The following is a 25,082-nucleotide window of genomic DNA, read 5'->3' as shown; positions in this document are numbered from 1 at the left end:
AACAAAGAGTTACATCGCTCTTTGCTTTTTTACACTAGAAGAAGTCGCCTTTTTTATTTTCGCTTTGGATCATCTCATAAACATATGATTCAAAACGTATGGTTCCATTAATTACTGCTAACAACGGTTGTGTTCCAATAGCTACAGGTAGTTGTAGCGTATCTGCAACATATTTGTCAATTCCTTTAAGCATTCCCCCACCTCCACAAATGGTAATACCATTTCTAAAGATATCTCCAGCTAATTCTGGGGGTGTTTCTTCCAAAACCTGAACAGTTAAATCAATAATTCTTGATACTGGAACTTTTAACACTTCACGTATTTCTTCTGGTGTTACTTCAATTTCTCTTGGTAATCCAGACACTATATCTCTACCATACACTTTCATTCTTCTTTCATCACTATATTTGGCAATGGACCCGATATTTATTTTTATACTTTCGGACGTTTTCAAACCGATATCCATTCCATATTGAGATCTTACAAACTTTTGAATCTCTTCATTAAAAGCATTTCCTGCAACTTTCACAGATTTTGAAAGAACCAAGTCACCCGAAGATAAAACTCCAATATCACTAGTTCCTCCACCAATATCCATAACAAGTCTTCCTGTTGGAGCAAAAATGTTAACCCCTCCTCCAAGGGCTGCCATTTTTATTTCCTCTTCAATAAATACTCTTGAAGCTCCAAAATTTAATCCTATTTTCATAAGAGCAGTTCTTTCAAGCTGGGTAATTACTGAAGGACAAGCCAGCAACATGATACAACCTTTTAAAGTTGAATTGATTCTTAGTTTTTTAAAGATAAAGCTAAGCTGTGCTGTTGTTGTTCTTATATCTGTAATTATTCCGTCGACCATTGGTCTAACTATTCTAATAGTCTTATTTCCCTTACCTATCATTTTATAGGCCTCTTCACCAACCGCAATTATTTTATTTTCACGGATTCTGTAGGCGACAATTGATGGTTCATTATAAACAATCCCTTGTCCCTCAACAAATACTAATGTGTTGGAAGTACCCAGGTCAATAGAGACGAATTTTTTCTCATTTTTTTTCATTCATTCACCTCATTTTTTTTGTTACTACCAACTTAATATTACCATTTATGTACGAATTTTTAAAATATATTTCCAAATAAAATATCAACATATGGAATATTTTATTTGAGATTAAGCAATAAAAAAAGCCTAAGAGGCTTTTTGTTCATTATCTACAACAACTACTTTTTCATTTCCGCGTTTTAACATGTCATAATCGATGATCTTGTCTAGTAGTTTTTTCATAGCACCACAAAGTGGTCCTGTTGCAAAAACAAATACAAGAGTTCCAATTGAAAGGTTTGTAAATAAGAATCCAGTTTTATCTCCGTTTGGTATAACTCATAACAAGATTAAACCAGGAACTACCATAGCAGCATCGCAAATTAAACGTGCCATAGGGAATGTCAATCTAGTCATTTTTAACAATTCATCACAAACAGTGTTGTAAGGTCCTGTTGCTCATCCTGATTTTACTCAACAAGTAACTCCTAGACAAAATACTATAAACGCTCCTGCAAAAATTCAACTAGCAACCCCAGTAGAAACAACACCGTTTACCATTATCATATCTTTTACTCCATCATAAGTAACATACATTGAGTTTAAGTAAACTACTTTTGGAAGAATAAAAGTAATGGCTATATTTGTTATTAGAGTAAATACAAATCCAATTCAAACTTTTGGTTCCATAGTTTTTTTGTGAGCTCTAATTGTATTTACTAATCCCATACAAGTAGAGATGAAAGTTAAAACTAAATAAAAATAAATCAACATGTCTGAATATACTTTAGTGAAGTTATCTAATCTTTCGGTTGTTCCAGTTTTTAAACCAACAAGAACAAATGTTGTAAAGTCTACTTGACTAGCTCCAATTTCAGTTGGAATATAAATTGCAATTCCAAGTGCCATAAAGTAAATTCCAAATAATAATAAAACGAATTTAATTAAATTAATTCTTCAATCTTTTTTGGCGTTTTTATAACCCGTAGAAAAATATTCTTTCATTTTATTTTTCTCCTTCTCTGTTTTTTAATAGTTCTGGTAATAATGATTTAATCTCTTCAATTGGTTTATCTCATCATTGCAAAGCTTCTAGCTTTGCAATTGTTTGATCATCAAATCTTTTTCTAATTACCTTAGCAGGATTTCCTCCCACTACACTGTAGGGTTCAATGTCTTTTGTAACTACAGCTTTGGCTCCAATAATTGAGCCATTACCAATTTTAACACCTGGTAAAATTGTAGCCCCATATCCTATTCAAACATCATGACCTATTATAGTATCCCCTTTTGATTTAATGTTTTTTGTTAACTCTTTTGGAGTTTCAAACTCATTAAAAATATCAAAAGGATATGTTGAATAGGAATGTAGTCTGTGATTTGCACCACTCATAAGAATTTTTACTTCGTCTGCAATTGCACAAAATTTTCCTATGACAAGTTTATCTCCTGTCATTTCAGGAAAATGATAAAGTACGTTTCTATTTTGAAATTCTTTTAATGCTTGTTCACCATTAAAAGAATAAAAATAACTATAGTCTCCAACTTCAATACCTGTGTTTGTAATATATGGTTTTAAATATTTTACTTTGTTTGATTTAGACATTTCCTGCCTCCCAGATATGATTTTAACCTATTTAATCTTTAATGCATAAAAAAATCACTTAGATTTCTCTAAGTGATTTTGCATTTGATTTATTATTTTAAATCAACTGATGCACCAGCATCCATTAATTGTTTTTTGATTTCTTCAGCTTCTTCAACTTTTACGTTTTCTTTAATTGCAACTGGTAGAGTTCCGTCAACTAATTTTTTAGCATCCATTAATCCTAATCCAGTTAATTCTTTAACGATTTTAATAACTGCAACTTTGTTTCCACCTGGGTTTGTTAACATAACGTTAACTTCTGAAGGTGCAGCATCTGCTCCTCCAGCTGCTGGAGCAGCAACAGCTGCTGCTGCAACAACACCAAAGTGGTCTTCGATTGCTTTAACTAAGTCGTTTAATTCAGTTAATTTCATTTCTTCTAAAGCTTTAATAATATCATCTTTTGTAATTGCCATGATTTTTTTCTCCTTTTAATTTATTTCTTTTTTTTATTGTGCTATTAGTACACTTTAATTAAATTATTCTGATCTTGTATTTGCTATTTCTTTTACAGTCAACATAAATTGACGTAATGGGTAGATAAGTGATGAAGCAAACATTGAGTAAAGTTCGTCTTTTGATGGAAGAGAAGCAATTTCGTTGATTGCTTGTGTATCCATAACGTTTCCTTCGTATATACCTGCTTTAAGTACTAAGTCTTTGTTTGTTTTTGCAAACTCTGAAACTAATTTTGCAGGGTATAGAGCTTCTTCATCTGAGAAAATGTAAACATTTTGTTGAGTTAAGTAAGCATCTAATCCTTCAATTTTTAATTCACTAACTGCTCTTGAAACTAATGAGTCTTTATAAACTTTAATAAAGATCCCTTGTTCACGAGCTTTGTTTCTTAAATTTGTCATTTGTTCAACAGTTAAATTTTTGTATTCAGCAATAACCATACCTTTACAGTTTTTGATTTTTTCTGAAATTTCTTTAACGATATCATTTTTTTTGGCATGAGCCGGTCTTGAAACTGACACTAGTAATGACCTCCTTTTTACTATTCTATAAGTTAGATCAAAATAAAACCTCGGAAAATAGTTTCCGAGGCAAATTAAAAATACACTAATTATCCGCTCTTAAACAAACAGATTATATATGTAGTTTCATTCCTCGGTAACAAATTAAGGGATAAATCCCAGTTACTTTCTTCGGTACGAATAGCAAATATATAATAGCATATTTTTAATAAATTTTGTTAAATTTAAAAAACAGTAATAAATTTTTATTTTTGAACATTTATTACACCACCCACAAATGAAAAGTATGATACAATTTAATTAGTCAGATCATTAGGTTGGTCTAGTCGTGCTTGAAATAGTACATAAATTGAGTTTATACTCCTACACTTGTGTATGGGGTTTTTATTTTAATTTGAATAATCAATACAACCGTTAACGCTGTTGTATTTTTTTTATTCTATTTTGCACGCCAAGACTTTTAATTTCACATTTAATATTCTAAATAAAAAAACACAAGAGTTAAAAATAAACTCTTGTGTTAAATAAATAAAATTCTTCTTTGTTTTTTAAAGTTGTGTATCTACTACAAGTTTTTTATAGAAATTTGTCTGAACAAATTTATTGGTTAAAAAATTAATACCTTGCATGTACTTCTTATATGGTCAGTATATTAATAAACTTATTAAAAAAGTTATAGCTGATGCAAGTGAATACATACCATCGCTATTATATTTTCATCCAAATAAATGAAAGAAAAATTTTGAGAATCATATAGTTGACATATGCAAAGCAAATATAAATAACGAAATGCTTCCTAAAAAATCTATAAATTTATAATTCTTCATTGGCATTATTTTAAAACTTGCAAATAAAAAGAATGAAGCTCCAAACGATAAAAGTGAACCATTGTTTTTTGATAAATCAAATCAATCATCTTTTTGAGGATATAAAAAAACATAAAGTAAGTGAAACCCTAATTGAACTAAAAAATATACAATTGTAGAAATTCATATAGTTTTTTTATAATTAAAAACATTTTGTCCAAATAATTTTAATCAACCACCAAGTAAGTAAGAGAAAAATAATGTTGGCAATGCATTATGGATATATGTAAAAGGTCTATATGAATAAAGTAATAGAGCTTGGATTTGAAAAGTTAATCAAAAAGAAATTATCAAAATAAGCGACACTTTTTTCCCAGTAACTTTTAATCCTGCATTAAAAAATGGTGTAAAAATATATAAAATAAATACTGCATAAATATATCATCAAGGACCAGTTCCTAATTGCAAGAACTTAATTCATTCCAGTCTAGTTGAAAAAATTTTATAGTCACTTGAAAAGTTAAAGATTAATACTAAAGATAAATTAATAACATATAAGAAAACTATTGTCGGTATGAATTTTAAAAACCTTAGGTTATCTTTTTTTTCAACCAAATAATAACCAGAGATCATAGCAAAGGCACCAACACAACCATGAAGAAATGGTATGTTTGCTTGAAAGCTAGGTAAAAAATGAATTACTAGTACGCATATTGCCATAAAAATTCTTAGCAATTCGATATTACTTGAGCGTTTTGTTTTTACTTCTTTAATGTTATTTTCGTTAATTTTAAATACTTGTTTTTCCATTGAGAAATTCTCCCTAAAAAAATAGTATCATTTATTGCACTCATAATTTCTTTAATGATTAATTTATCAAAACCCAAAACATTAATTTATAACTTTATTATGATCAAGCATTTATTAAAAACTTTTTATAAGAAAAGAATAATAAACAACATGAAGATAAGGAAAGCAACAAATAAATATAACCTACTAAACCATAATAGAAACTATAATTTATTTTAATTGTTTCGTTGTAGAAAATGCTGTCCCTGAAAGAATTAGACCCAGAATAACTATATTTATTTAAACTTACTTCTGTAGAATTTTCTCCTTGTTTGGCATCAATTAACTTTTCAATTTCTGGAGAATATTCAACACTCGTAACAGCACTACTTTTAAAATGTATTCCGTTGCCCGTTTTAAAAAATTCTACTAGTATTGGATTTATATTTCTTGGTTGATTTAAAGTAGATAAGAATGTAAATGGATTCAAAAAGCTTTCCAACCTTTGTTGCCTTTTAATTTTTTTCATCTCTTTAGTAGTTAAATTTTTCGAATCGCCATTAGAAGCCATTTCAAAATTCATTCTTATTAAAGGAATGTCAACAGACTTACTTCAATACGTATTTAACATCTGCATATATAAATTAAATTCAGGAACTCTTTTGTAGAAATCATTTACAGCACTTTCTTTTTGTGACTCTTCTATTTTATTATCACGGTATATGTCTTCAATGGTTTTATATCATTGCCCTTTATTTCCATTTTGATAAAAAAACACAATTCTTTCATCTAAAAATTCGAATAGTTTTTTATATTTATTTCAAAATAATTCATTACTTTTTAATTTTGACATGAACCATTTGGTATCTAGATTAAATGACCCAGTGCTTTTTGAAATTGGAGAATCTTCAATTTTTAATTTACTGTCACTAGTTTCAAAAATAGAATAAGTTTCAAAAATTAAATCAGTTAAAAAATCGTTTCCTCCATATAAAATCAAAGACTCTTTTTGGATTTCACTTTCTGAACTTCTAGGATCTTGATTTAATAATTGTCCAGCTTTAAACATTAACTCTTCTTCTATGCTTTGTGGAGTGATATAAGAACTTTGACCAAGAAAAATTCTTTCATCAGAATTTTTAAAAACAACTTGTCTCAAGTTTTCTGACTCATAAATTTTATTTATTTCATTATCTTCACTAAATTTATTATAAAATTCTCACCCCAAAAATGTATTTGCATTTATACGTGCAAGACTAGCTGAGTTTTGATCTCTATTTCTATCAATAATTTGAGTCAATGCTCTATTTATTATTCCTGAAAAAGCCATTAAGAAAATCAAAGTTCATGCCAATATAGACGAACTTACCTTATTAAAATAATTAAACACAAACGAAAAGAAAGTGTTAGTTGTTAATGCTAGAAATAGCATTACAAAATAGGGAAGTATAATTAAACTAAAGTAGGTTGAATTCATTGTAGTATTTCCAATAAGAAAAAAACTACTTGTTATCAAGACTACAAATATCAATAAGAAATTTATTAAAATTATAATTAAGAACCTTGTAAAAAAAATGCTTCACCCTTTATATCCATATCTTTGTTCGAGAGTAATTATGTTTTTTGCAGTTTCACTTTTAAAGAATAAACTTCATAAATAAACCGAAAATAAACCTAATACTAAATAATTAAACATGTAGTAGAATACTAGAAAATAAGTTTGTTCACTTATTAAAGGTCCCCTTTTAAAATAAAGACCAAAAATTTGTAAACCTAAGTTTCCTAATATAAATATTGCAACCATGATGTAAGTTTTGATATTGGAAGCTAATAGCTTATAAGAAATTTTACAAATTGGCAGTAAGGTGCTAAATCTATTTTTCATATAGATCTCCTAGTTGTTTTGTAACATTTTCTTTTTTAATATAAAACCTGTTATAAATTTCTAAAATCTTTCCACTACCTTTTATATATTTTTCATCGTAAACTATCTGTCCATTTTTTAAAACAATAAGTCTATTAACATATTTGTCTAACTCATCTGTTATATGACTTGTTATAAAAATACCAACTTCTCTGTTACTTAAAAAATTTATTATTTCCAGTAACTCTTCTTTTGAATCTATATCCAAATTAGCAGTTGGTTCATCCATAAAAATAAAACTGGGTTCCACTATCAACACACCAGCCAACATTACTTTTTTTATTTGACCTGTTGATAAAGTTTTTATTTTCCTTTTTTGTAGTTCAACTATTTTTATAATTTCTAAAATTTTTATGATTCTATTGTTGTAACTTTCTCTGTTAACATTTGCTAACACAGAAACGTATCACAAATAATCTTTAACAGTTAAGTTGTAAGGGATTTCCCCTTGATTTGGAAACAAACAAATTTCCTTCAGTTTGTTTTCCAAAAATAAATTTTCGTTGTTAATAATTATTTCTCCATTATCTTTTTTTAATAAGTTAAAAATTAATTTGATAATAGTAGTTTTTCCAGAACCATTCTCTCCAATAAAAGCAATAAAGTCACCTTTATTAATTTTTAAATTTATTTTTTCTAGAGAAAAGTCTTTAAAACTTTTAGATAAATTTTTTATCTCTAACATATTTTCTCTTCTTTCAATTTGACAATAACAGTAAAAACTGTTTTATATATTTCTAATATTGTTACTTTAAATCAAATAGTTGATTTATCTTTTTACCAACCCCGTCATTTTCTGGGGACTCTATCATATTTTCACTTAATATTTTTATGTAACTGGGAGCACTTCTTGGAACATATGCATTCTTTTTAAAACGTTTTATCATTTCTACATCATTTATTCCATCTCCAAAAATATATACATCTTCATCTTTAATATTATATTTTTTATTAAGGTATTCTATACCAACAAGCTTTGAAGTATTTTTACTTGAAATCATAAACAAATCTGTTGCTTTTCTTGATGACTTTGAACAAATAAAATCTATGTCAAGATCTTTGTTCTTTAAAAAACTTTCTAGATCATCGTATTTATCTTTTGGACAATAAAGAGCAATTAGCACAACATTGTTTCAGTTAAAGTATTCATCAATTTCTATAACTCTCATGTTAGGAAGTATTCCCTGTTCAACTCCATACCTATCTAATTTTATATTTGAAAAATATATAGCCGGTTCTAAGTAATCTATGATGTAAGCTTTTATTTCTTTCAATGTTAAGTAGTCAACAATTCTTTTTACAGATTTTGTTTCTATAGTTCTTACATTTTCTGGCTCAAAATAATTTGTGTTAGAAACATATGAACCATTACAACAAATAGATTCTTTAAAGTTTTTGTTTATTTCTAAAGTTGCTGCAAGTTCTGTTACTTCTGCAAAAGTACGTCCAGTTGCAAAAGCAACTTTAACTCCTTTCTTTTGAACATTAATAATTGCATCCCTTGTTAGATCACCTAAATTTTTATTCTTATCCAATATTGTCCCATCAATATCTAAATAAATTATTTTATTCATAATTAAACCTCACTTTCTTTTTATGGTTAGTAGGGTTTATACAATTAATAATTTATATATTTAGCAAGAGAGGAAAAATAAATAAAAAGTACCAACTTTTAAGATTGGTACTTTAAATTAATTTTTCTATTTCATATACATGATCAATTAAATGATCGACTACTTTTTCAACTCCAGGTTGATGGTGTTTCATTCCAAAACCATGTTTTGTCATTGCCAACATTTCAATGTCATTTTCTCCATCTCCACTTGTAACAACATCATCAAGTTCAAAACCTTTTAGTTTTTGAACTTCAAATATTCCATGAGCCTTTGAAACATTTTCATTCATAATTTCAATTACATTTACATGTGTTCTTACAGCTTTGCAACCTTTAACTCTTCCTTCAATTATTTTTTTAACCTCTTCTACTCCATCTTGTCTTACATAAATGTATAACAAGTTTAAGTCTTGGTCTTCTAAAATTTCTTGAGTTGCAATTTCAAAGTTGTTTTCTCTTGGAGCATAGTCTGTTAAAAATTTATTGTCATCAATTTCTTTTTCAACTACTCTTGAGTATCCACGTCTTTCATCTAATATACAATATCCCAAAGTATACTTATCTCTAATTTCTTCAAACAATTCAATGATGTCTTTTCTTGATTCCATTGGAATTGAGGTTTTTGAAATTATTCCTTTTCCTTTTTCATAAACTACAGCTCCGTTATTACAAACCATATAGTTATAAGGAATGTTTGCAGCTTCTAACTGAGGTCTAATTTCGTGTTCCATTCTTCCTGTTGCTATTGCAAATTTATTTCCTTGTTCAATTCATCTATTTATAAATTCTAAATCTTTTGGGTCAATATAATCATTGTGTTGTAAATTAATTGTCCCATCGTAATCTGAAAATCATCACTTCATGTTTTTGATACCTCTCTTGCTAGATAAGTTTATTATATCAATAAATTTTTGAATACTTTAGATAAAGAAAAACTCCACACTTATTTGCGTGGGGTCTCTTTATTTTAGTCTCACAAAATTTCTCCTTTTGTATCTGAAACTTTTTTAAATCACTTACCTGATTCTTTAATTTTCCTATCACCCGTTCCTTTTCCAAAATCATCAATATCAACATAAATGAATCCATAACGCTTAGACATTTCCTTTGTTGACATTGAAACCAAATCCAAAGCAGTTCAAGCAGTATACCCAATACACTCAACCCCATCCTGCATAGCCAGTTGAATATTTTTTAAATGAGATTTTATATATTCAATTCTGTAATCATCTTTAAGAATATTTTCTTTATCATCTCACTTTTCATCCACACCAATTCCATTTTCAACTATCATTAAAGGTTTTTGATAACAATTATAAAGTCTATTCATAAAAATTCTCAAGCCTATAGGATCAATTTGTCAACCTCAATCACTTTCTTTTAGATAGGGATTTTTGCCACCAAAAAATAATGTACTTCCACCTTTATCTAATACTTCTTGTCCCATAACAGAAGACATGTAATAAGAGAAACTTAAATAATCAACTGAACCTTCTTTTAAAATTTCTTTTTCTTCTTCACTAATATTTAACTTAATATTTTCTTGTTCAAAAAAGTTGAGTATGTATTTTGGATACGCTCCTCTTGATTCAATTTCAAAAAATAAATCATTATTAATTTGTGAAAACTCTTGATTAATAATTACATCATTTGGATCACAAGTACTGGGGTAACTATTTACAGCAGCAATCATTCCTCCCATTTTATTATCTTTATTTATTTTATGTGCTAACTTAACTACCAAAGCTTGTGCGACAAATTGATTGTGTAAGGCTTGGTACTTTATTTCTTTGTTTTTTGGATTATCTCTTTTTAGCACAACACCTGCCCCTGTATAAGCAGAGTGTGTTGTCATATTAATTTCATTAAAACAAATTCAATAGTTAGTAAACTCGTCAAACTCTCTTAAAACTATTTCGCTATATTCCAAGAACTTTTCAATGGCGTCTTTATTTGCAAAGCCATTATATTTTTCAACCAACCACATTGGATAATCATAATGACTAAGTGTAAGAACTAACTCAATTTTTTGTTCTTTGAATTTTTTAAAAATCTTTTTATAATGCTTTATAGCTTCATAATTTATAACTCCTTCTTCTGGAATTATTCTACTTCATGCAATAGAAGTTCTGAAACAATTCATTCCTATTTTTTTAAAGAGTTTTATATCCCCTTCGTACTTATTATAAAAATCTACTCCTCAACGATAAGGATAAATTTTGTTTTCTTCTGTATCTTTCAATTGAAGAAAAACATCTTCATAACATTCGATTTCGTTCATGTTAATTTTTTTTCTATCAACTTTAGGGTTATAGGTTTTGTAATCTGCTATACTTAAAGATTTTCCATCTTGTTTATAAGCTCCTTCGTATTGACTAGCTGCAGCTGCAGCCCCTAATAAAAAGTTGTCTGGAAATTTTAATTTTTCCATTCTATTCCTTCTTTCTATAAATCAAAAATTTGATTTATTTTTTTTCCTACGCCGTCATTCTCTGGTGGTTCAATTATATTTTTACTTATCTCTTTTACATAGGCTGGTGCATTTGATGGAACAAAAGCATTTGACTTAAATTTTTGTATCATTTCTAAGTCATTTACTCCGTCACCAAATATATATACATCTTCATCTTTGATGTTAAATTTTTTATTTATATATTCTATTCCTACCAGTTTAGATGTATTCTTATTTCCGATCATAAATAAAGGGTTGACCCTGTGTGATGATTTTGAACAAATATAATCAATCTCTGTTGATTTACTTTCTAAAAAATCTTCATAGCTTGAAAGTTCATTTTTAGGACTATCAAAAGCTATTAGTACAACATTATCTCACTTAAAATCATTATCTATCGTTTTAACTTTCATTTTAGGCAAGACCCCTTGTTCTATACTAAACTTATCAATATTCAAATTAGAATAATAAGTTTTAGGGTCCAAGTAATCTATAAAGTAACCCTTAGTATTTTTACTTGATAAAAAATCTGCAATATCTTTAGAAACTTCTTTAGGAATGGTTCTAATATTTTCTGGTTTAAAAACATCAGTGCTTGATATGTAAGAACCATTACAACAAATAGCTGTATTGAAGTTCTTGTCCAGCTCTAACAACTTAGCTAAATCTTTTATTTCAGCAAATGTTCGACCGGTTGCAAAAACTACTTTAACATCTTTTTTTTGAACATTAATGATTGCATCTCTTGTTAAATCTCCTAATTTTTTTTCTTTATCTAATATAGTTCCATCAATATCTATGTAAATTATCTTATCCATTTTTTACTTCCACCTTTTTTATTTTTAATTTTTTTAAGTCAGAGAAATTATTGTCGTAACCTTCCAACAATTTATAATTAACTTCTAATCCATGAGAAATATTAAACAGAACATTTCCAATGGTATTTAAACTTTCGTTTGTTATATCATTTAATGATTTTATTTTTTTCATAACTAAGTCATACATTGCTAGATGATCCTTATCAACAATTTTCAATTCAGCTTTAATTTCTTTTTCAAGTGAATTTATTTGTTGTGTTTCTTTCTCAATTCTTAATTTTTGACTATCTTTTAAATTTTCTTTACTACTGTATTTTTCTAATAGATACTTTTTATTATTGCTAGCTACAACTTTTTTTTCTAAAATTTTTGTTCTTCTTAAATAATCTTTATTTTGCATTTGATTTATATTATTTTTCATTTCAGAGATTTCAGTTATTCCAAGTTGATTTGAAATTTTACTAATAACTTTAAATAATTTGAAGTATTCTCTTTTTTCATTTTTTCTTTCTTTGTAAACTAACATAGTTAAAGCAAAACAAACAACAAATATAAATGCCATACAAATAAAATACTTAGGTAGATTTCAGCTATCTGCAAAAACCGATATGGCACTTGTGAATCCTAAAACTCCTCTACCACCAGGTTGATATCATCTTAAATCTAATAATCCTATAAGAACTCCAGTCAATCCTCTAGCCACTACAACCGGAACAAACAAGATTGGTCTAATCATAGAAATACTGTAGTAGGTTGGTTCTGAAATTCCAAACGCTCCCGGAACTAACGCGCCGAATGCAATGGTTTTTATATTATTTTCTTTAGCTTGAATACCAACAGCAGCACATGTTGCTATTGTTGTAATACTTGTCATTGTTGTTAAGGCCAACAATGTTGAACCCACTTCTGGATTACTTAAAAAACCACTCATCATAGCTGTTGCCAATGCCAAATGCATTCCAGTTAATACTAGGAATGTTCAAGCAAACCCAAATATTCCAATTCCAATTCCGTAAGGAATTTTTTGTACACTGTTAAAAATATAAAAGACACCTGTTTCAACAAGACCCAAAATTGGTCCTGCAACAAAAAACATTATTCCACATGTTATAAAAAATGCCATGAAGTGTCTCAAAATTATATCTAGAGCAGCTGGTATTCAAGTTTTAATCCAACGATCTAAATAAACATAAATGAAGGCAGCAGCAATCTGAGGAAATATCATTGTAGTATATCCCTGAAATTTAATATCTACTGGTCCAACTGTGAATAGAACTCAAGCCTTTCCAGGATATAAAAATGGACTTGCAATAGCTAAAGCTACTAAGACACCCATTGGTAAATTACCCTTCATATATTTCACAGTATTGAAACACATAAACATTCCAATAAATTGAAGTGCTGTATTGGTAATAACAAACAGCGAACCTGAAATAAGGTTTTGATCTGTTGTTAGATTTGGAATATTTGAAGTTGTTATTGGGTCAACCGCTTTTGTTATAGTTAAGATTGCAAATAAAGCTTGACCCATTCCTCCGACCATCAATATCGGAATGGTTGGCAGCATAACATTACTTATAAAATCGACAAAAGCTCTTTTAAATTGAAACTTTTGTTTATTAATTAGTTTTTTAGAAGCTGAACCATTAGTTTCAAAAAGCGATATATATTTATCTCTTACTTTGTTTACCTCGGGTCCTATAATAACTTGCAGTTGATTACCACTTCAATTGATTCCTCTTACGAAGGATATTTGTTTTAATTCTTTGATATTAACTAAATCTTTATTTATAATATTAAACCTAAATCTTGTTACACAATTTAAATGCGAATCAACATTTTCGCTTCCTCCGACATGTCTGTTCAATAGAGTATAATCACTTTCAATATTGCCCCCTATTTCTTTTATAGGTTTATCAATCAATTCAATTTCAATCTCAGCTATCAAGTCTCCTTGTTTTGCGTTTTGTTTTAAAATTAATACTTTTAGTTTTTTTACATTCTGTTGATCAACACAAATAACGGTTTCATTAGAAAGTCCTTCTTTTTCGATCAAATCTAAATTTACATTTAGTAAAGCTTCACTTAAACTAACTTCCTCCTTTTCTTCAACAAGAATATTAAAAGGTTTTCCATTTAGATTTACTGTCTCTAAGCCTATATGCATTAGAAACTTTAGATTTTGACTTTCCAAAAATATAGCATGTTTTGTGTCTGCGATCATAGCAACTTTTGACGATTCCAAAAATGATTTGAAACTTCCGTTTTTGGGTATGATTACTAATCCATCACCCAACATTTTTTGAGCAAAAGTTTCATCACTACACTCACCAATTGACTTTACATCACAGTCAACGGGTGCATAAATTTTAATCTTCATTTCTCTTTCTCTCCCTTCATAATGATTTTATTGACATCAAAGGAAAAGAAAAGTAATAAAGAGTACTAACCATTAGTTAGTACTCTTTATTAGTTTCTTCAATTATAAAACTTAAAGCCAGGTCAAAAATGTCTTTCGCTACATTAATTTTTGTAAATCTCTTCATTTCTTTTATGTATCTTGGTTCTGTGATTAACCAATAAATAAATGCAAGAAAATCAATTCATTTTACATAACCTCTTTCTTTTAAGAAGTTTCTAAGTTCTATGAAATGAACTTTTATTAATTCCAGAACACATTCTATCTTAGTAACATTAAAATTTATAAAAGCAGAGTAAATAGCTTTTCTGTTAGCTTTTAAAAAACATTTACTCTTTTCATCTTCATACCAATTCTTTTTAGAAATGAATAATCTAGTTAAAAGAACAGGTGCAAATGAACTGTTACTTAAAAATTTGAATGTTGTTGTGTTATAAATGTTGAGCGCTTCGTCGTTATTCAAAAACAAATCTATGTTTTTATAAAAATTTAATCTATCATTTTTCTCTATATCAAAATAATAAATTAGTGCATCGTTTATAGCTTTTTCACACAAATCTGTAAGTATAAGTTTAATGTTTTCATGTCTAAATTTTAGTTCGGACAGCATTTTAATATACAAGAGTCTTTTTATTTTTTTTAAATCAAAATCATATTTTTCATTCTTTTTTTTCTCTTCAAAAAGACCAGAACGAATATAACTTTTTATTTGTGGTAAAGTAGTAAACGCCTTTCTTTTTAGTAAAGAAATCCCTCAAACCAACTTCATTTTATACCTCGCTATTTCTAGGTTGTTAAATTTCTATAATAAATAAAAATTAACAATTGTTAGGTTGGTACAATATTGATAACCAGCATTTCTGCATCAAGTTAAGTTGAACATATTTTAGAAATATATTTCCTTCTTTAACTAAGTTTATTATATCAATAAATTTTTGATTCCTTTAGATAAAGAAAAACCAATACATCAGTATTGGTTTTTATATTGCTATTTATCAAAAGGTATAAAGAAATCATTTATTCATTTATTTATTACTAAATTATTTCTTGAGTAAACTTCTTTTTCAATAATAGTACCTTGACTTGAATTATCCTCTAAGTATTTCAAACTTCTTAACAAGTGTCCTCTGTAGTAAGCGCTTGATTGAATAAAAGGATGAATATGTTTTCCTGAAAAATTGTAAGCCTCTAAGAAACTTCCAATTACCATTGGTGCAACATGTCATCAAACTGGAAATCCTAACAAAATGTGTTCATAGTTGTTTATAAAGTCTGGTGTTTCTTTTAGTTCTGGTCTTTGATTATTAACAGCTTCAACTCTTGCTTGTTCTGATAACTCACTGTAGTTAGAAGGGTAATCTACTTTTCTTTCAATTCTAAAAATTGGTAAGTTTAGTTGTTCTGCTAAATAAGTTGCAGATCTTTCAGAATTTCCACTTCCCGAAAAGTAAACAACAATAGTTTTAGATCGTAAATCTTCTCCAATTTGTTTCATATTTGCATCTTGTGCTCTATCTTCTACATTTGTAGTATCTTTATATTCTGGTGGTAAATCATCTAGGTTGAAATCAGAATTAGAACCTGTTGAGTTATCTGTGCCACAAGAAATTAACTGACTTGTAGCATTTGCTATTGGACTTGATGCCAATAAAGTTAATAATAATTTTCTCATTATATCTCTCCTCTTAATTAATCCTATTTCATTAGAGTAACTATAAGGCAAGTGTTATTTTCAAAAAAAAAAAAAAAACACTAAATAAAATTTAGTGTATTGAACAATTAATAAAAACTTGGTTTATCAAAATCTGTGTTTGGTTCAGAAACTCCAAGACTTGTATTTTTAAAAGTTTGTTTATCATCGAAAATGATATCTTCAACAAGTTTCGCACAAGCATTTCTTGAAATTTCAACACCTTTAAATTTTTCGCCTTTTTGAGTTAATTCATAATCTTCATTTTTCTTATTATGCATTCATGCATATCTTAATATTGAATAATCAATTCCAAATTTTTCAACAAGTTCCATAGCATCATAGTATTTTTTGTAAGCAGCTTTGCCGCCAACCATACCTCAATGTCAATCTGCAAAAGGCCCCTCTATTTCATCATAAATTCCTACAGCACTAGCTCAAATTAATTTATTAACTTTTGTACCTTTTGCGGCTTCTAAAATTGAAATTGTGTCTTCAATATTTGTTGCAGCGTTTACATAAACTTTTTCTACACCTTCAAGCATTAACTCGTGCATTTTTTGTGTTTGAGAAAAATCACCATTTATTACTTTTACATTTTCTTTTTGAATAACTTGGTTGCTTATTCTTCTATTTGCATCTCTTGCAAATAAAACTAATTCTACATTATCTCTTTCTAGTAACCTTGCGGTAACTAATTCAGATATTCTTCCCGCTGCTCCTAAAATTAATATTTTCATAATTTTTTCCTCCTCATAAATAAATGATAAAACATTAGACCTAGACTAATGCAAGAGGAAACTTAAATTAATTTTCTTTTATTAAATCATCATAAAATTTTAATTTATATTCAAGATAAACTATTTGGTCATCTATATCTTTTCTGATTGAATGAGCTTCTTGTAATTGTTTTTCAATCATTTGTTGTCTTTCTTTTAAAGTATCACGACCTTGTTCTACTAACTTTAAATAATGTTTAATATCTTCTAAACTCATATTTGTCTTTTTAAGACAAATAATTACTTCAATAGTTCTTAGATCATCTTCATTTAAATATCTATAACCATTATCATCTCTTTTAAAATTCTTAAGTAACATTTTTTTATCATAATAACGTAATGTGTGTTCTGATATATTAAACTTTTTAGCTATATCATTTATATAGTATTTTTTTTCCATAAATTAATCATTCCTTTTCTTGATACTTTAAATATTTTAACATTATTTTAATTTTACTCTTGACCTAGAGTAACACTAAGGTTGTAAAATTTTTTATAGTTACAAAAAAGAGGAGGTAACTGTAATGAAAAAAATAACATTAAACGATGGTAACCAAATGCCAGTAATTTCATTTGGTACATTCCAAATCACTGACTTTAAAGAATGTGAAAGAGCAGTATTAGATGCTCTTGCAGTTGGATTTAGAGCAATAGATACTGCTCAAAGTTATATGAATGAACAAGCTGTAGGAAATGCACTTGCAAAAACCGAAGTAAAAAGAGAAGAGATATTTTTAACTACAAAAATTTGATTAAGTAATTATGGATATGAACAAACAATAGCTTCTTTTAAAAGAAGTTTAGAAAGACTTCAAACTCCATATGTAGATTTAGTATTATTACACCAACCTTTTGGTGAATATAGAGAATCTTTTAAAGCACTAGTTTCTTTAAAAGAACAAGGTTTAATTAAATCAATTGGAGTTTCAAACTTTTATGATGATAAACTTGTAGATCTTTGTTTATTTAATGACTATGGAGTTGTGCCAGCTGTAAACCAAATTGAAGTTAATCCTTTCTTTCAAAGAATTAACTCGATTGAAGTAAACAAAAAATATAATGTAACACCTCAAGCATGAGCACCATTTGGTGAAGGTAAAAATAACATTTTTGAAAATGAAATTTTAAATACTATTGCTAAAGCTCACAACAAATCTGTAGCTCAAGTAATTTTAAGATGACTTTACCAAAGAGAAGTTCCTTTCATCACAAAAAGTGTAAACAAAAATAGAATGGAAGAAAACTTCAATATCTTTGATTTTGAATTAACTTCTCAAGAAATGAATGAAATATTATCATTAGACCAAAAAGAATCTTTATTCTTCGATCACACAAGCGCAAAAGGCGTGGAATGAATTCACAGTTTGATTGCACAAAGAGGTTAACTCTAAAATAAAAAATACTACTTTTGAAAGTAGTATTTTTTATTCTAAACATAGTTTTAAATAGTTTCATTTATTGTTAATTTAAATACAGCAATATATAAAGTTGTATTATTCAAGAATAGGTTTAAATTAATAATAAAGGGGGGGATAATATGATTTTTAACGAAGAACAAGTAAGCGAAGAAATTCACCGTTGTTAAAAAAATATTTTCAAACGACATAAGTCGTTTGTTTTTTAAGTTGAGGAGTTTTATGAAAAGATGAATATTCAAAAAAATGGTAGTAATCAATAAAGATATCAATAGTATAGTATTTCAGCATCTTACCAAAAAAATTACCCTTCAGGACAAGGAGGGTAATTTTGAATGAGAAATAAAGAAAGTACAAGATAAACCCAGTTTTCAAGAAAGCGAACTAGATCCATCCCTTTTTAACTTTTTAAAAAATAAAAATCTTATTTTAGAACTAGAGGAACCCATTCATTTAAATGCAAGGTATGAAAAAAATTACCCTTTCTTTCAGGAAGCAATCAGGGATAATTATTCTATAAATGAATTTATTACTAGTATCGAAAACGAAATAATTTTAATTTTAGGTTGCGGAGGATTAGGCACTGTTGTTCTGGATTGCATGTTAAGAGCGGGATTTAAAAAATTTATATTGATCGATGGGGATAAAATAGAAATCTCAAATTTAAATAGACAACTTTTTTTAGTTATAAAAGAACAAATAATTATAAAGTAAATTATTTAAAAACTTTGATAGACCAGGAATACGAAGATGTTAGTATAAAAATTATAAACAAATTTATATATTCTACAGTGGAACTCAAAAAAATTTTGATTAACGAAAATCCTTCATTTTTTATAAATTGTGCAGATCAACCAAAAGAAAAAATTTTGGAATTAACTAGTAGATGTTCAAGAGAAACTAAAATACCATATATAACTGCAGCTGTTGGAATAGAATCTGGTTGATGAGGCCCTATTATTGATAAATACAACAATAAAAATTATAGTTTTCCAAAAAGCAAAACTGAAAGTAATAATTTAAAAATTGAAGGTTCTTCCTCAACAACAAATTTAATAATAGGTGCGGTTTTGTCTAATGATGTTATGAACTATTTTTTAAGAAAAAATAATAATCTCTATATTGGAAAGGAAATTAGTTTTTTAAATTATGAAATTAAAAGACGATAGTAGGAATATTTATATATTCCTTGAAGATATACCAAAAACCATAGATTTAATTGGATGTAGAGACTATAACCAAAACTATATACTCGGTTTCTTATATCAACCCATAATTGACTTTAATAATTCTGGTTCGATATGTTCGCATTTAATTCAGAAGAACAAACTCATTTTGAAAATTAGAGCTCAAAAATGGTCTAATGGTTTAAAAATTGAGCTGAGAGATGTGTATAATTCATTAATTTATCACTTAAAAAAACAAAACTCCAGCTGCTGCTTCTTTGGGTTTTATATTGGGTGTTAGAGAATATTTTGAAGACAAAATAGAACTAGATGAAATACAAATTTATTTTAAAAAAAACGAAATGGAAATTTATGTTGATGATTGAAAAACTGCTCAAGAAGTTTTGTCTTCCATTTACTTTAGCCCATTTAAGGTTCAAAATAAAAATTTGACCAATGGTGATTTTACCGTAGAGAAACACACAAGAAAAAAAATTGTATTAAAACCTATAATAAAAAATCGTAAGATCAAAAAACTTATATTCATAAAAGTAAGTAAAATAAATCTCGTTTTAAAAAAATTTTATAAACTTAAATGTAATGTTATAACAAATTCACTCTTTTTTAAGTACTCCCTCTTGAGTCGTAAAGAAATAATAGACAGGGTATTTGAGAAGAGTTCCGGGCTATATATGTGCTATGAATTTAAGGATAACAATTTAAAGGAAGCTTTCAAACTACATCTTCTAAAAAATTACAATACTTTTAAAAACTTTCATAAAAATTATTTTAAAGTTTTCGAATCTTCTTTACTCTTTGAAAATCGAAGTATTGAAAAAAAAATTAATTCAAAAAAAAGTGTGAATATTTTATTGCCCGGTTATTTTCCAAACAAGAAAAACATCACAACACTTATACAGTTTCTCGAGTCTAACTCGATAAAATATAAAATTTTTGAATTTAGTATGACGGATTATTTAAAGGAAATTTATAAAGACAATTACGATATCAAATATAAAATTTTTAAACCTATTACTAATGATTACTACACCTTTTGTAAAATTTTTATAAGTATGGTACGAGGAATGACAAATAGAAAAAAATTAATTAATTTTTTAAATCGACAATATTATTTACAAGAAAATAATAGAGAGTCGGTTCTAAAATATATAAATAGCAACACCAATATTTTAGTTTATGGTAACCTAAGGCATATCTATTTAACAAACAGCTCTATTAATACTTTTTTCTATATAGATGAGAATGATTTTTATAGATTTAAAGATAATTGATGACAGTAAGGAAGTGAAAAGATGAAAAAACAACAAAAAGTATTTTTTATTAAGATTTGTTTTTACACATTTTTTGTTACTCTTATGTTTGAAAATTCTTTGTGAATGATTTATTTAACAAATCTAGGATACTCTTTATCTCAAATTGCTACTTTACAAATTACTTTCTCTGTCGCCTTATTGTTCAGTGAATATTTATCTGGAATTCTTGCAGATAAATTTGGAAGAAAGAAAATGTTAATCATTGCAAATATTGGAATATTCACATATGCTTTGTTAATGATATTTGCATTTAAAATTATTTTACTTTTTATTGCTTTCTTAATTTATGCGTTTTCATTAGCTCTTGCTTCAGGTACAAGTGAAGCTTTGCTTTATGATAACTTAGACAAAGAAAACAAAAAGAAATATATTAAATTAAGTTCAATAATTCATGTAGTTTCAATTTGCTCAATGTTTTTAGCAGATTCTTTGGGAGGTCAATTAGTATGATTGTTGAATTGAAAATGAATATTTATATTCACTTGTTCTTCACATGTGATCACGCTTTTAGTTTTATTCGCAATTAAAGATAAGCACACTAAATATTTAGAAAAAAATGAGATCAAAATTTTTAAGGAATTGAAACTTGAATTTAAACATAAAAAAGAATTATATTACTTTATTTCTATTTTTGCTTTATTACAGTCTTCAGTTTCTATTATGTTTATTTACGGACAAGTAATTTTTGAAAACCTTTCTCAAACTCCTTTAAGTATAAGTTTGATTTATGCATTTACAAGTGCCTTTGGTGGAGGTGTGTTACTATTTCTTTCCTTTATCAAAAAATTGAATTGATATAAATTGACGTCAATTTTTATTTTAGTTTCTTTAGTTTTGATATCTTTCTTTACAACTAAAAACATTTATTTTTTTGTTGTAATTTTTGTTACATTAAACACAACCTTGATATTATTTTATGTACATCTAATGAATAAGGTTAATGAACTTATTTTAAGTTCAATTAGAGCAAGTTTTATTTCCATAATGAGTGGTGTATCTTCCATGTTGATGATAGGTTTTCAAATTTTGTTTTTGATTTATAAAGATTTTAAAATAGTTCAAAGTTCTATATTTATTTTTCTGATTATTTCATTTTCTCTTGCAACATTTTTATATTTGATTTACCTAGTAAAATGTTCTAAAGATATCGATCAAAAAATAAAAGGTCTTCTTTTATTAAAAGAAAAATATGGAAAGTTAAATTCAAAAAAAATGGTAAAAAAACTTTCTTCAATAGAAGAAAGTTTAAGTCTATTAGAGAAAACAAAATTACTAGCAGAAGAACAAGAAGAAATTTAAAATAAAAAAAACTACTTTTAAAAGTAGTTTTTTGTTTCTAGTTTTCGATTAGAACTTTGATTCCAGGACCCATTGTTGTTGTTACTGAAATGTTTTTAATGTAAGTTCCTTTTACAGCTGCAGGTTTTGCTTTTCTGATTACATCAAATAATGCTGCATAGTTTTTCATTAAATCTTCTTCTTTAAATGAAACTTTTCCTAAGATTGAGTGAATATTTCCTTCTTTATCAGTTCTGTATTCAACTTTACCTTTTTTAATTTCTTCTAAAGCTTTTTTAACATCCATAGTAACTGTTCCAGTTTTTGGGTTAGGCATTAATCCTTTTGGTCCTAAAACTTTCCCGATTTTTCCTAATTCAGCCATCATTTCTGGTGTAGCTACAATTACGTCAAAATCAAATCAGTTTTCTTTTTGGATTTTTTGGATTAATTCTTCTGCTCCAACAAAATCTGCTCCTGCTTCTTCAGCATCTTTAGCTTTTGTTTTTGTAAGAACTAAAACTTTTTGTGATTTTCCAGTTCCTCCTGGTAAAACAAGAGCCCCTCTAATTTGTTGGTCAGCATGTCTTGGATCTACGTTTAAGTTGAAAGCAACTTCTACTGTAGAATCAAATTTTGTAATTGAAGTTTCTTTTGCTAATTTAATAGCTTCAGCAATTGGGTATAATTTAGTTTTGTCAACTTTAGCGTTAACTGCAGTTAATTTTTTACTTAATTTTGGCATAACTATTTATCCCCTTTTTCAGGCATACCTGTTACTTTGATACCCATGTTTCTTGCTGAACCTTCGATAATTCTCATTGCTGCTTCAATTGTATTTGCATTTAAGTCTTTCATTTTGTATTCTGCGATTTTTTTAATATCGTCTGCAGTTAAAGTTGCAACTGTTTCTGTCCCAGTTTTTGATGCTCCTTTTTGAATTCCCGCTGCTTTTTTTAACATAAATGCTGCTGGAGCTGTTTTTAAGATGAAATCAAATGATTTATCATCATATGCAGTAATAACTACTGGCACAACTTCTCCTGCTCTGTCTTTAGTGGCATCATTAAATTGTTGTGTGAATTGAGGCATGTTAATTCCAAGTGAAGCTAATTCTGCACCTGGTTTTGCTTGCATTGCCATAAATTCTAATTTTGCTATACGTGTGATTTTCTTTGCCACGAACAACACCTCCCTGTTTTCGCTGTGGTACTAACGTACGAACAATTCTTGTTCTTACTTCCACAATTAAAATCTGCCATAAATAATAATAACACAAGAAGTATGAATTTTTTCATACTTTTTTACTTTAATAAGAAAAACAAAAGCACTTTCGTGCTTTTGTCTGGATTATCTATTAGCAAATTCTTTTGTAAAAGCATTGGGAAGACTTTACAAAAGCTTTGCTATAGGGTGAAACTCTATACACAGATCATAATTATCTAGTTAGGAGAACTACAACAATTAGAAACATGTAATTTAGTTTTAATAAATCTGTGTAATTGAAATTATTCACAACAGATGTTGCTTTCGCTTCAGCTAGTTTTCATCCTTTTTGTTCAATATATTTTTTAAATATAACCGTAAACTTTTTCTACTCATTCTCATTCAAGTATTGGGATAACCCACTATTATTATAACTAAAAAATTAAAAAATTTCCAAAAAGTTTTATTTTTTTCAAAAAAATAGAAAAATACCCTTACAGGTATTTAGATTAATTCTACAGTTTTAATGATAATTGGCTCTACTGGTACGTCATCGTGGAAACCTTTTGATGTAGTTTCAACGTTTTCAATTGCAAGAGCAACATCTAAACTAGCTTGATCACTTAATTTTCCAAATGAAGCATATTGTCCATCTAAGAATTTAGCATCTCCAGTTACAATAAAGAATTGACTTGTTGCACTATCTGGAACATTAGTTCTTGCCATTGAAAGAACTCCTGGAACATGACTTAATTCCATTGCATTTTTGTTTCAACCATTGATTGAAAACTCACCTTTAATTTCTTGTAATCCACCTTTTTCATTCATATCCAAAGTCATTCCACCACCTTGGATCATAAATCCTTTAATTACTCTGTGGAAAATAAGACCATCGAAATATTTATCTTTTATTAAGTTTACGAAATTTTCAACACTAATTGGTGCTAAATCAGGATATAAATCTGCTTTCATTTCTCTTCCATCCTCAAGAATAAATTTAATTTTGATTGTATTCATAATTGATACCTCCTACTAATTAATATAATACAATAAAAAAACATATCCTAAGATATGTTATTGATAATTAAAGTTTATAAGCTAATTCAAGACTTTTGAATTGAAATTCTGTTGGGGTCATTCTTCCGAACACTTCAATATTTACAACAGCCACTCCTTTTTCAAAATCCATTTCTGTTACTTGTCCTTCAGTTCCTGCAAATGGTCCATCTTTAACAAGTACAACTTCTTTGACTTTGAAGTCAGCTGTGTGAAGTACTTTTTCTTTTTTAGGTTGTGCTTGACCAGAATTTTTTGAAGCAGATTTTTTATCTTGACTTGATTCGTTTGATGCAAGCATTTTAGCTACTTCTTCACTTGTTAATGGGAAAGGTTTTGCACCTTTTCCAGATGATCCAATAAATCCAGTTACTCCTGGAGTATTTCTAACGATAAATCATGTTTCATCTGTCATTAACAAGTTTATAAAAATATATCCTGGGTATTTGTTTTTATCTGTAACTTTGTTGTTTTTTCCAACAACAGGTCCTTTTGAAATTCTAATGTCAAAGATTCTATCTTCAAGGTTTGAAGATTCTACTTTTTGAAGTAAATCTGCTCTAACTCTTTCTTCATGACCACTGTTACAGTTGATTACAAATCACTGACCTTTATAAGAACCAAGTTCTTCTTCTAAATAATTTAAATTGTCTTCCATAATAACC

Annotated in this window: 26 protein-coding genes and 1 other annotated feature; of the genes, 5 read left to right on the top strand and 21 right to left on the bottom strand. The window is 27.8% G+C overall.

The features are described 5' to 3' along the window. Positions 1–34: 34 nt before the first annotated feature. The 17 genes from mreB to SCHIN_RS00235 all read right to left on the bottom strand — a co-directional run bounded on the left by mreB (position 35) and on the right by SCHIN_RS00235 (position 17,362). Positions 35–1,060, bottom strand: coding sequence for a rod shape-determining protein (gene mreB, locus SCHIN_RS00315; protein WP_166507654.1), 1,026 nt, complete (start codon positions 1,058–1,060; stop codon positions 35–37). Between the two features lie 129 nt (positions 1,061–1,189). Beyond that, positions 1,190–2,047, bottom strand: a complete 858-nt coding sequence (locus SCHIN_RS00310) for an SPE_1075/MLC_0560 family membrane protein (RefSeq protein ID WP_166507653.1) — start codon at positions 2,045–2,047, stop codon at positions 1,190–1,192. A gap of 1 nt (position 2,048) precedes the next feature. Then, complete coding sequence (locus SCHIN_RS00305; protein WP_166507652.1) at positions 2,049–2,648, bottom strand: CatB-related O-acetyltransferase; 600 nt, start codon at positions 2,646–2,648, stop codon at positions 2,049–2,051. A gap of 92 nt (positions 2,649–2,740) precedes the next feature. Next, positions 2,741–3,106 (bottom strand): 50S ribosomal protein L7/L12, encoded by a 366-nt coding sequence (gene rplL / locus SCHIN_RS00300; protein ID WP_166507651.1) that lies wholly within the window; start codon positions 3,104–3,106, stop codon positions 2,741–2,743. 63 nt (positions 3,107–3,169) lie between these two features. Continuing rightward, complete coding sequence (gene rplJ, locus SCHIN_RS00295; RefSeq protein ID WP_166507650.1) at positions 3,170–3,670, bottom strand: 50S ribosomal protein L10; 501 nt, start codon at positions 3,668–3,670, stop codon at positions 3,170–3,172. 33 nt (positions 3,671–3,703) lie between these two features. Continuing rightward, positions 3,704–3,863, bottom strand: a sequence feature (ribosomal protein L10 leader region). Positions 3,864–4,218: 355 nt separating this feature from the next. Then, positions 4,219–5,286 carry an acyltransferase family protein gene (locus tag SCHIN_RS00290; protein ID WP_166507649.1) on the bottom strand — a complete coding sequence of 356 codons (1,068 nt, stop codon included), beginning with the start codon at positions 5,284–5,286 and terminating at the stop codon, positions 4,219–4,221. 97 nt (positions 5,287–5,383) lie between these two features. Continuing rightward, positions 5,384–7,150 (bottom strand): hypothetical protein, encoded by a 1,767-nt coding sequence (locus SCHIN_RS00285; protein WP_166507648.1) that lies wholly within the window; start codon positions 7,148–7,150, stop codon positions 5,384–5,386. Next, positions 7,140–7,874, bottom strand: a complete 735-nt coding sequence (locus tag SCHIN_RS00280; RefSeq protein WP_166507647.1) for an ATP-binding cassette domain-containing protein — start codon at positions 7,872–7,874, stop codon at positions 7,140–7,142. The genes SCHIN_RS00285 and SCHIN_RS00280 overlap by 11 nt, the downstream gene beginning before the upstream one ends. Before the next feature lie 61 nt (positions 7,875–7,935). Then, positions 7,936–8,763: an HAD-IIB family hydrolase gene (locus SCHIN_RS00275; RefSeq protein ID WP_166507646.1), complete on the bottom strand. Its 828-nt coding sequence runs from the start codon at positions 8,761–8,763 to the stop codon at positions 7,936–7,938. A gap of 112 nt (positions 8,764–8,875) precedes the next feature. Then, positions 8,876–9,667, bottom strand: a complete 792-nt coding sequence (locus SCHIN_RS00270) for a Cof-type HAD-IIB family hydrolase (protein ID WP_166507645.1) — start codon at positions 9,665–9,667, stop codon at positions 8,876–8,878. A 104-nt stretch (positions 9,668–9,771) separates the two neighbouring features. Further along, a complete protein-coding gene (locus tag SCHIN_RS00265) occupies positions 9,772–11,235 on the bottom strand; it encodes a glycoside hydrolase family 1 protein (RefSeq protein ID WP_166507644.1) in 1,464 nt (487 codons plus the stop codon). A gap of 14 nt (positions 11,236–11,249) precedes the next feature. Then, positions 11,250–12,074, bottom strand: a complete 825-nt coding sequence (locus tag SCHIN_RS00260) for an HAD-IIB family hydrolase (protein WP_166507643.1) — start codon at positions 12,072–12,074, stop codon at positions 11,250–11,252. Then, positions 12,067–14,454, bottom strand: coding sequence for a PTS glucose transporter subunit IIA (locus SCHIN_RS00255; RefSeq protein ID WP_166507642.1), 2,388 nt, complete (start codon positions 14,452–14,454; stop codon positions 12,067–12,069). The genes SCHIN_RS00260 and SCHIN_RS00255 overlap by 8 nt, the downstream gene beginning before the upstream one ends. 76 nt (positions 14,455–14,530) lie before the next feature. Continuing rightward, positions 14,531–15,262, bottom strand: a complete 732-nt coding sequence (locus tag SCHIN_RS00250; protein WP_166507641.1) for a hypothetical protein — start codon at positions 15,260–15,262, stop codon at positions 14,531–14,533. 219 nt (positions 15,263–15,481) lie between these two features. Further along, the gene (locus tag SCHIN_RS00245; RefSeq protein WP_166507640.1) at positions 15,482–16,165 is read right to left on the bottom strand and encodes a flavodoxin; all 684 of its coding nucleotides are present in this window, start codon (positions 16,163–16,165) and stop codon (positions 15,482–15,484) included. A gap of 107 nt (positions 16,166–16,272) precedes the next feature. Then, positions 16,273–16,923 carry an NAD(P)H-binding protein gene (locus SCHIN_RS00240; protein WP_166507639.1) on the bottom strand — a complete coding sequence of 217 codons (651 nt, stop codon included), beginning with the start codon at positions 16,921–16,923 and terminating at the stop codon, positions 16,273–16,275. Positions 16,924–16,990: 67 nt separating this feature from the next. Further along, positions 16,991–17,362: a MerR family transcriptional regulator gene (locus tag SCHIN_RS00235; RefSeq protein ID WP_166507638.1), complete on the bottom strand. Its 372-nt coding sequence runs from the start codon at positions 17,360–17,362 to the stop codon at positions 16,991–16,993. A 124-nt stretch (positions 17,363–17,486) separates the two neighbouring features. On the opposite strand from SCHIN_RS00235, the gene SCHIN_RS00230 reads away from it, so the two are divergent. The 5 genes from SCHIN_RS00230 (at position 17,487) to SCHIN_RS00210 (ending at position 22,176) form a co-directional block, all read left to right on the top strand. After that, complete coding sequence (locus SCHIN_RS00230; protein ID WP_166507637.1) at positions 17,487–18,347, top strand: aldo/keto reductase; 861 nt, start codon at positions 17,487–17,489, stop codon at positions 18,345–18,347. A 252-nt stretch (positions 18,348–18,599) separates the two neighbouring features. Then, a complete protein-coding gene (locus SCHIN_RS00225) occupies positions 18,600–19,091 on the top strand; it encodes a ThiF family adenylyltransferase (RefSeq protein WP_208057189.1) in 492 nt (163 codons plus the stop codon). 95 nt (positions 19,092–19,186) lie between these two features. Beyond that, positions 19,187–19,546, top strand: a complete 360-nt coding sequence (locus SCHIN_RS00220; RefSeq protein ID WP_166507636.1) for a hypothetical protein — start codon at positions 19,187–19,189, stop codon at positions 19,544–19,546. Positions 19,547–19,833: 287 nt separating this feature from the next. Further along, the gene (locus tag SCHIN_RS00215; protein ID WP_166507635.1) at positions 19,834–20,844 is read left to right on the top strand and encodes a hypothetical protein; all 1,011 of its coding nucleotides are present in this window, start codon (positions 19,834–19,836) and stop codon (positions 20,842–20,844) included. Between the two features lie 12 nt (positions 20,845–20,856). Then, positions 20,857–22,176, top strand: coding sequence for an MFS transporter (locus tag SCHIN_RS00210; RefSeq protein WP_166507634.1), 1,320 nt, complete (start codon positions 20,857–20,859; stop codon positions 22,174–22,176). 37 nt (positions 22,177–22,213) lie between these two features. On the opposite strand, the gene rplA is transcribed toward SCHIN_RS00210, so the two are convergent. The 4 genes from rplA to nusG form a co-directional block, all read right to left on the bottom strand. After that, positions 22,214–22,900: a 50S ribosomal protein L1 gene (gene rplA / locus SCHIN_RS00205; RefSeq protein ID WP_166507633.1), complete on the bottom strand. Its 687-nt coding sequence runs from the start codon at positions 22,898–22,900 to the stop codon at positions 22,214–22,216. Between the two features lie 2 nt (positions 22,901–22,902). Beyond that, positions 22,903–23,337, bottom strand: coding sequence for a 50S ribosomal protein L11 (gene rplK, locus SCHIN_RS00200; RefSeq protein ID WP_166507632.1), 435 nt, complete (start codon positions 23,335–23,337; stop codon positions 22,903–22,905). A gap of 528 nt (positions 23,338–23,865) precedes the next feature. After that, positions 23,866–24,378, bottom strand: coding sequence for a peptidylprolyl isomerase (locus SCHIN_RS00195; protein ID WP_166507631.1), 513 nt, complete (start codon positions 24,376–24,378; stop codon positions 23,866–23,868). 67 nt (positions 24,379–24,445) lie between these two features. Next, positions 24,446–25,075, bottom strand: a complete 630-nt coding sequence (nusG, locus tag SCHIN_RS00190; RefSeq protein WP_166507630.1) for a transcription termination/antitermination protein NusG — start codon at positions 25,073–25,075, stop codon at positions 24,446–24,448. Positions 25,076–25,082 lie beyond the last annotated feature (7 nt).

Source organism: Spiroplasma chinense (genome assembly GCF_008086545.1).
GTDB classification, from domain to species: domain Bacteria; phylum Bacillota_I; class Bacilli_A; order Mycoplasmatales; family Mycoplasmataceae; genus Spiroplasma_A; species Spiroplasma_A chinense.
This window is presented reverse-complemented; position numbering and strand designations above follow the sequence as displayed.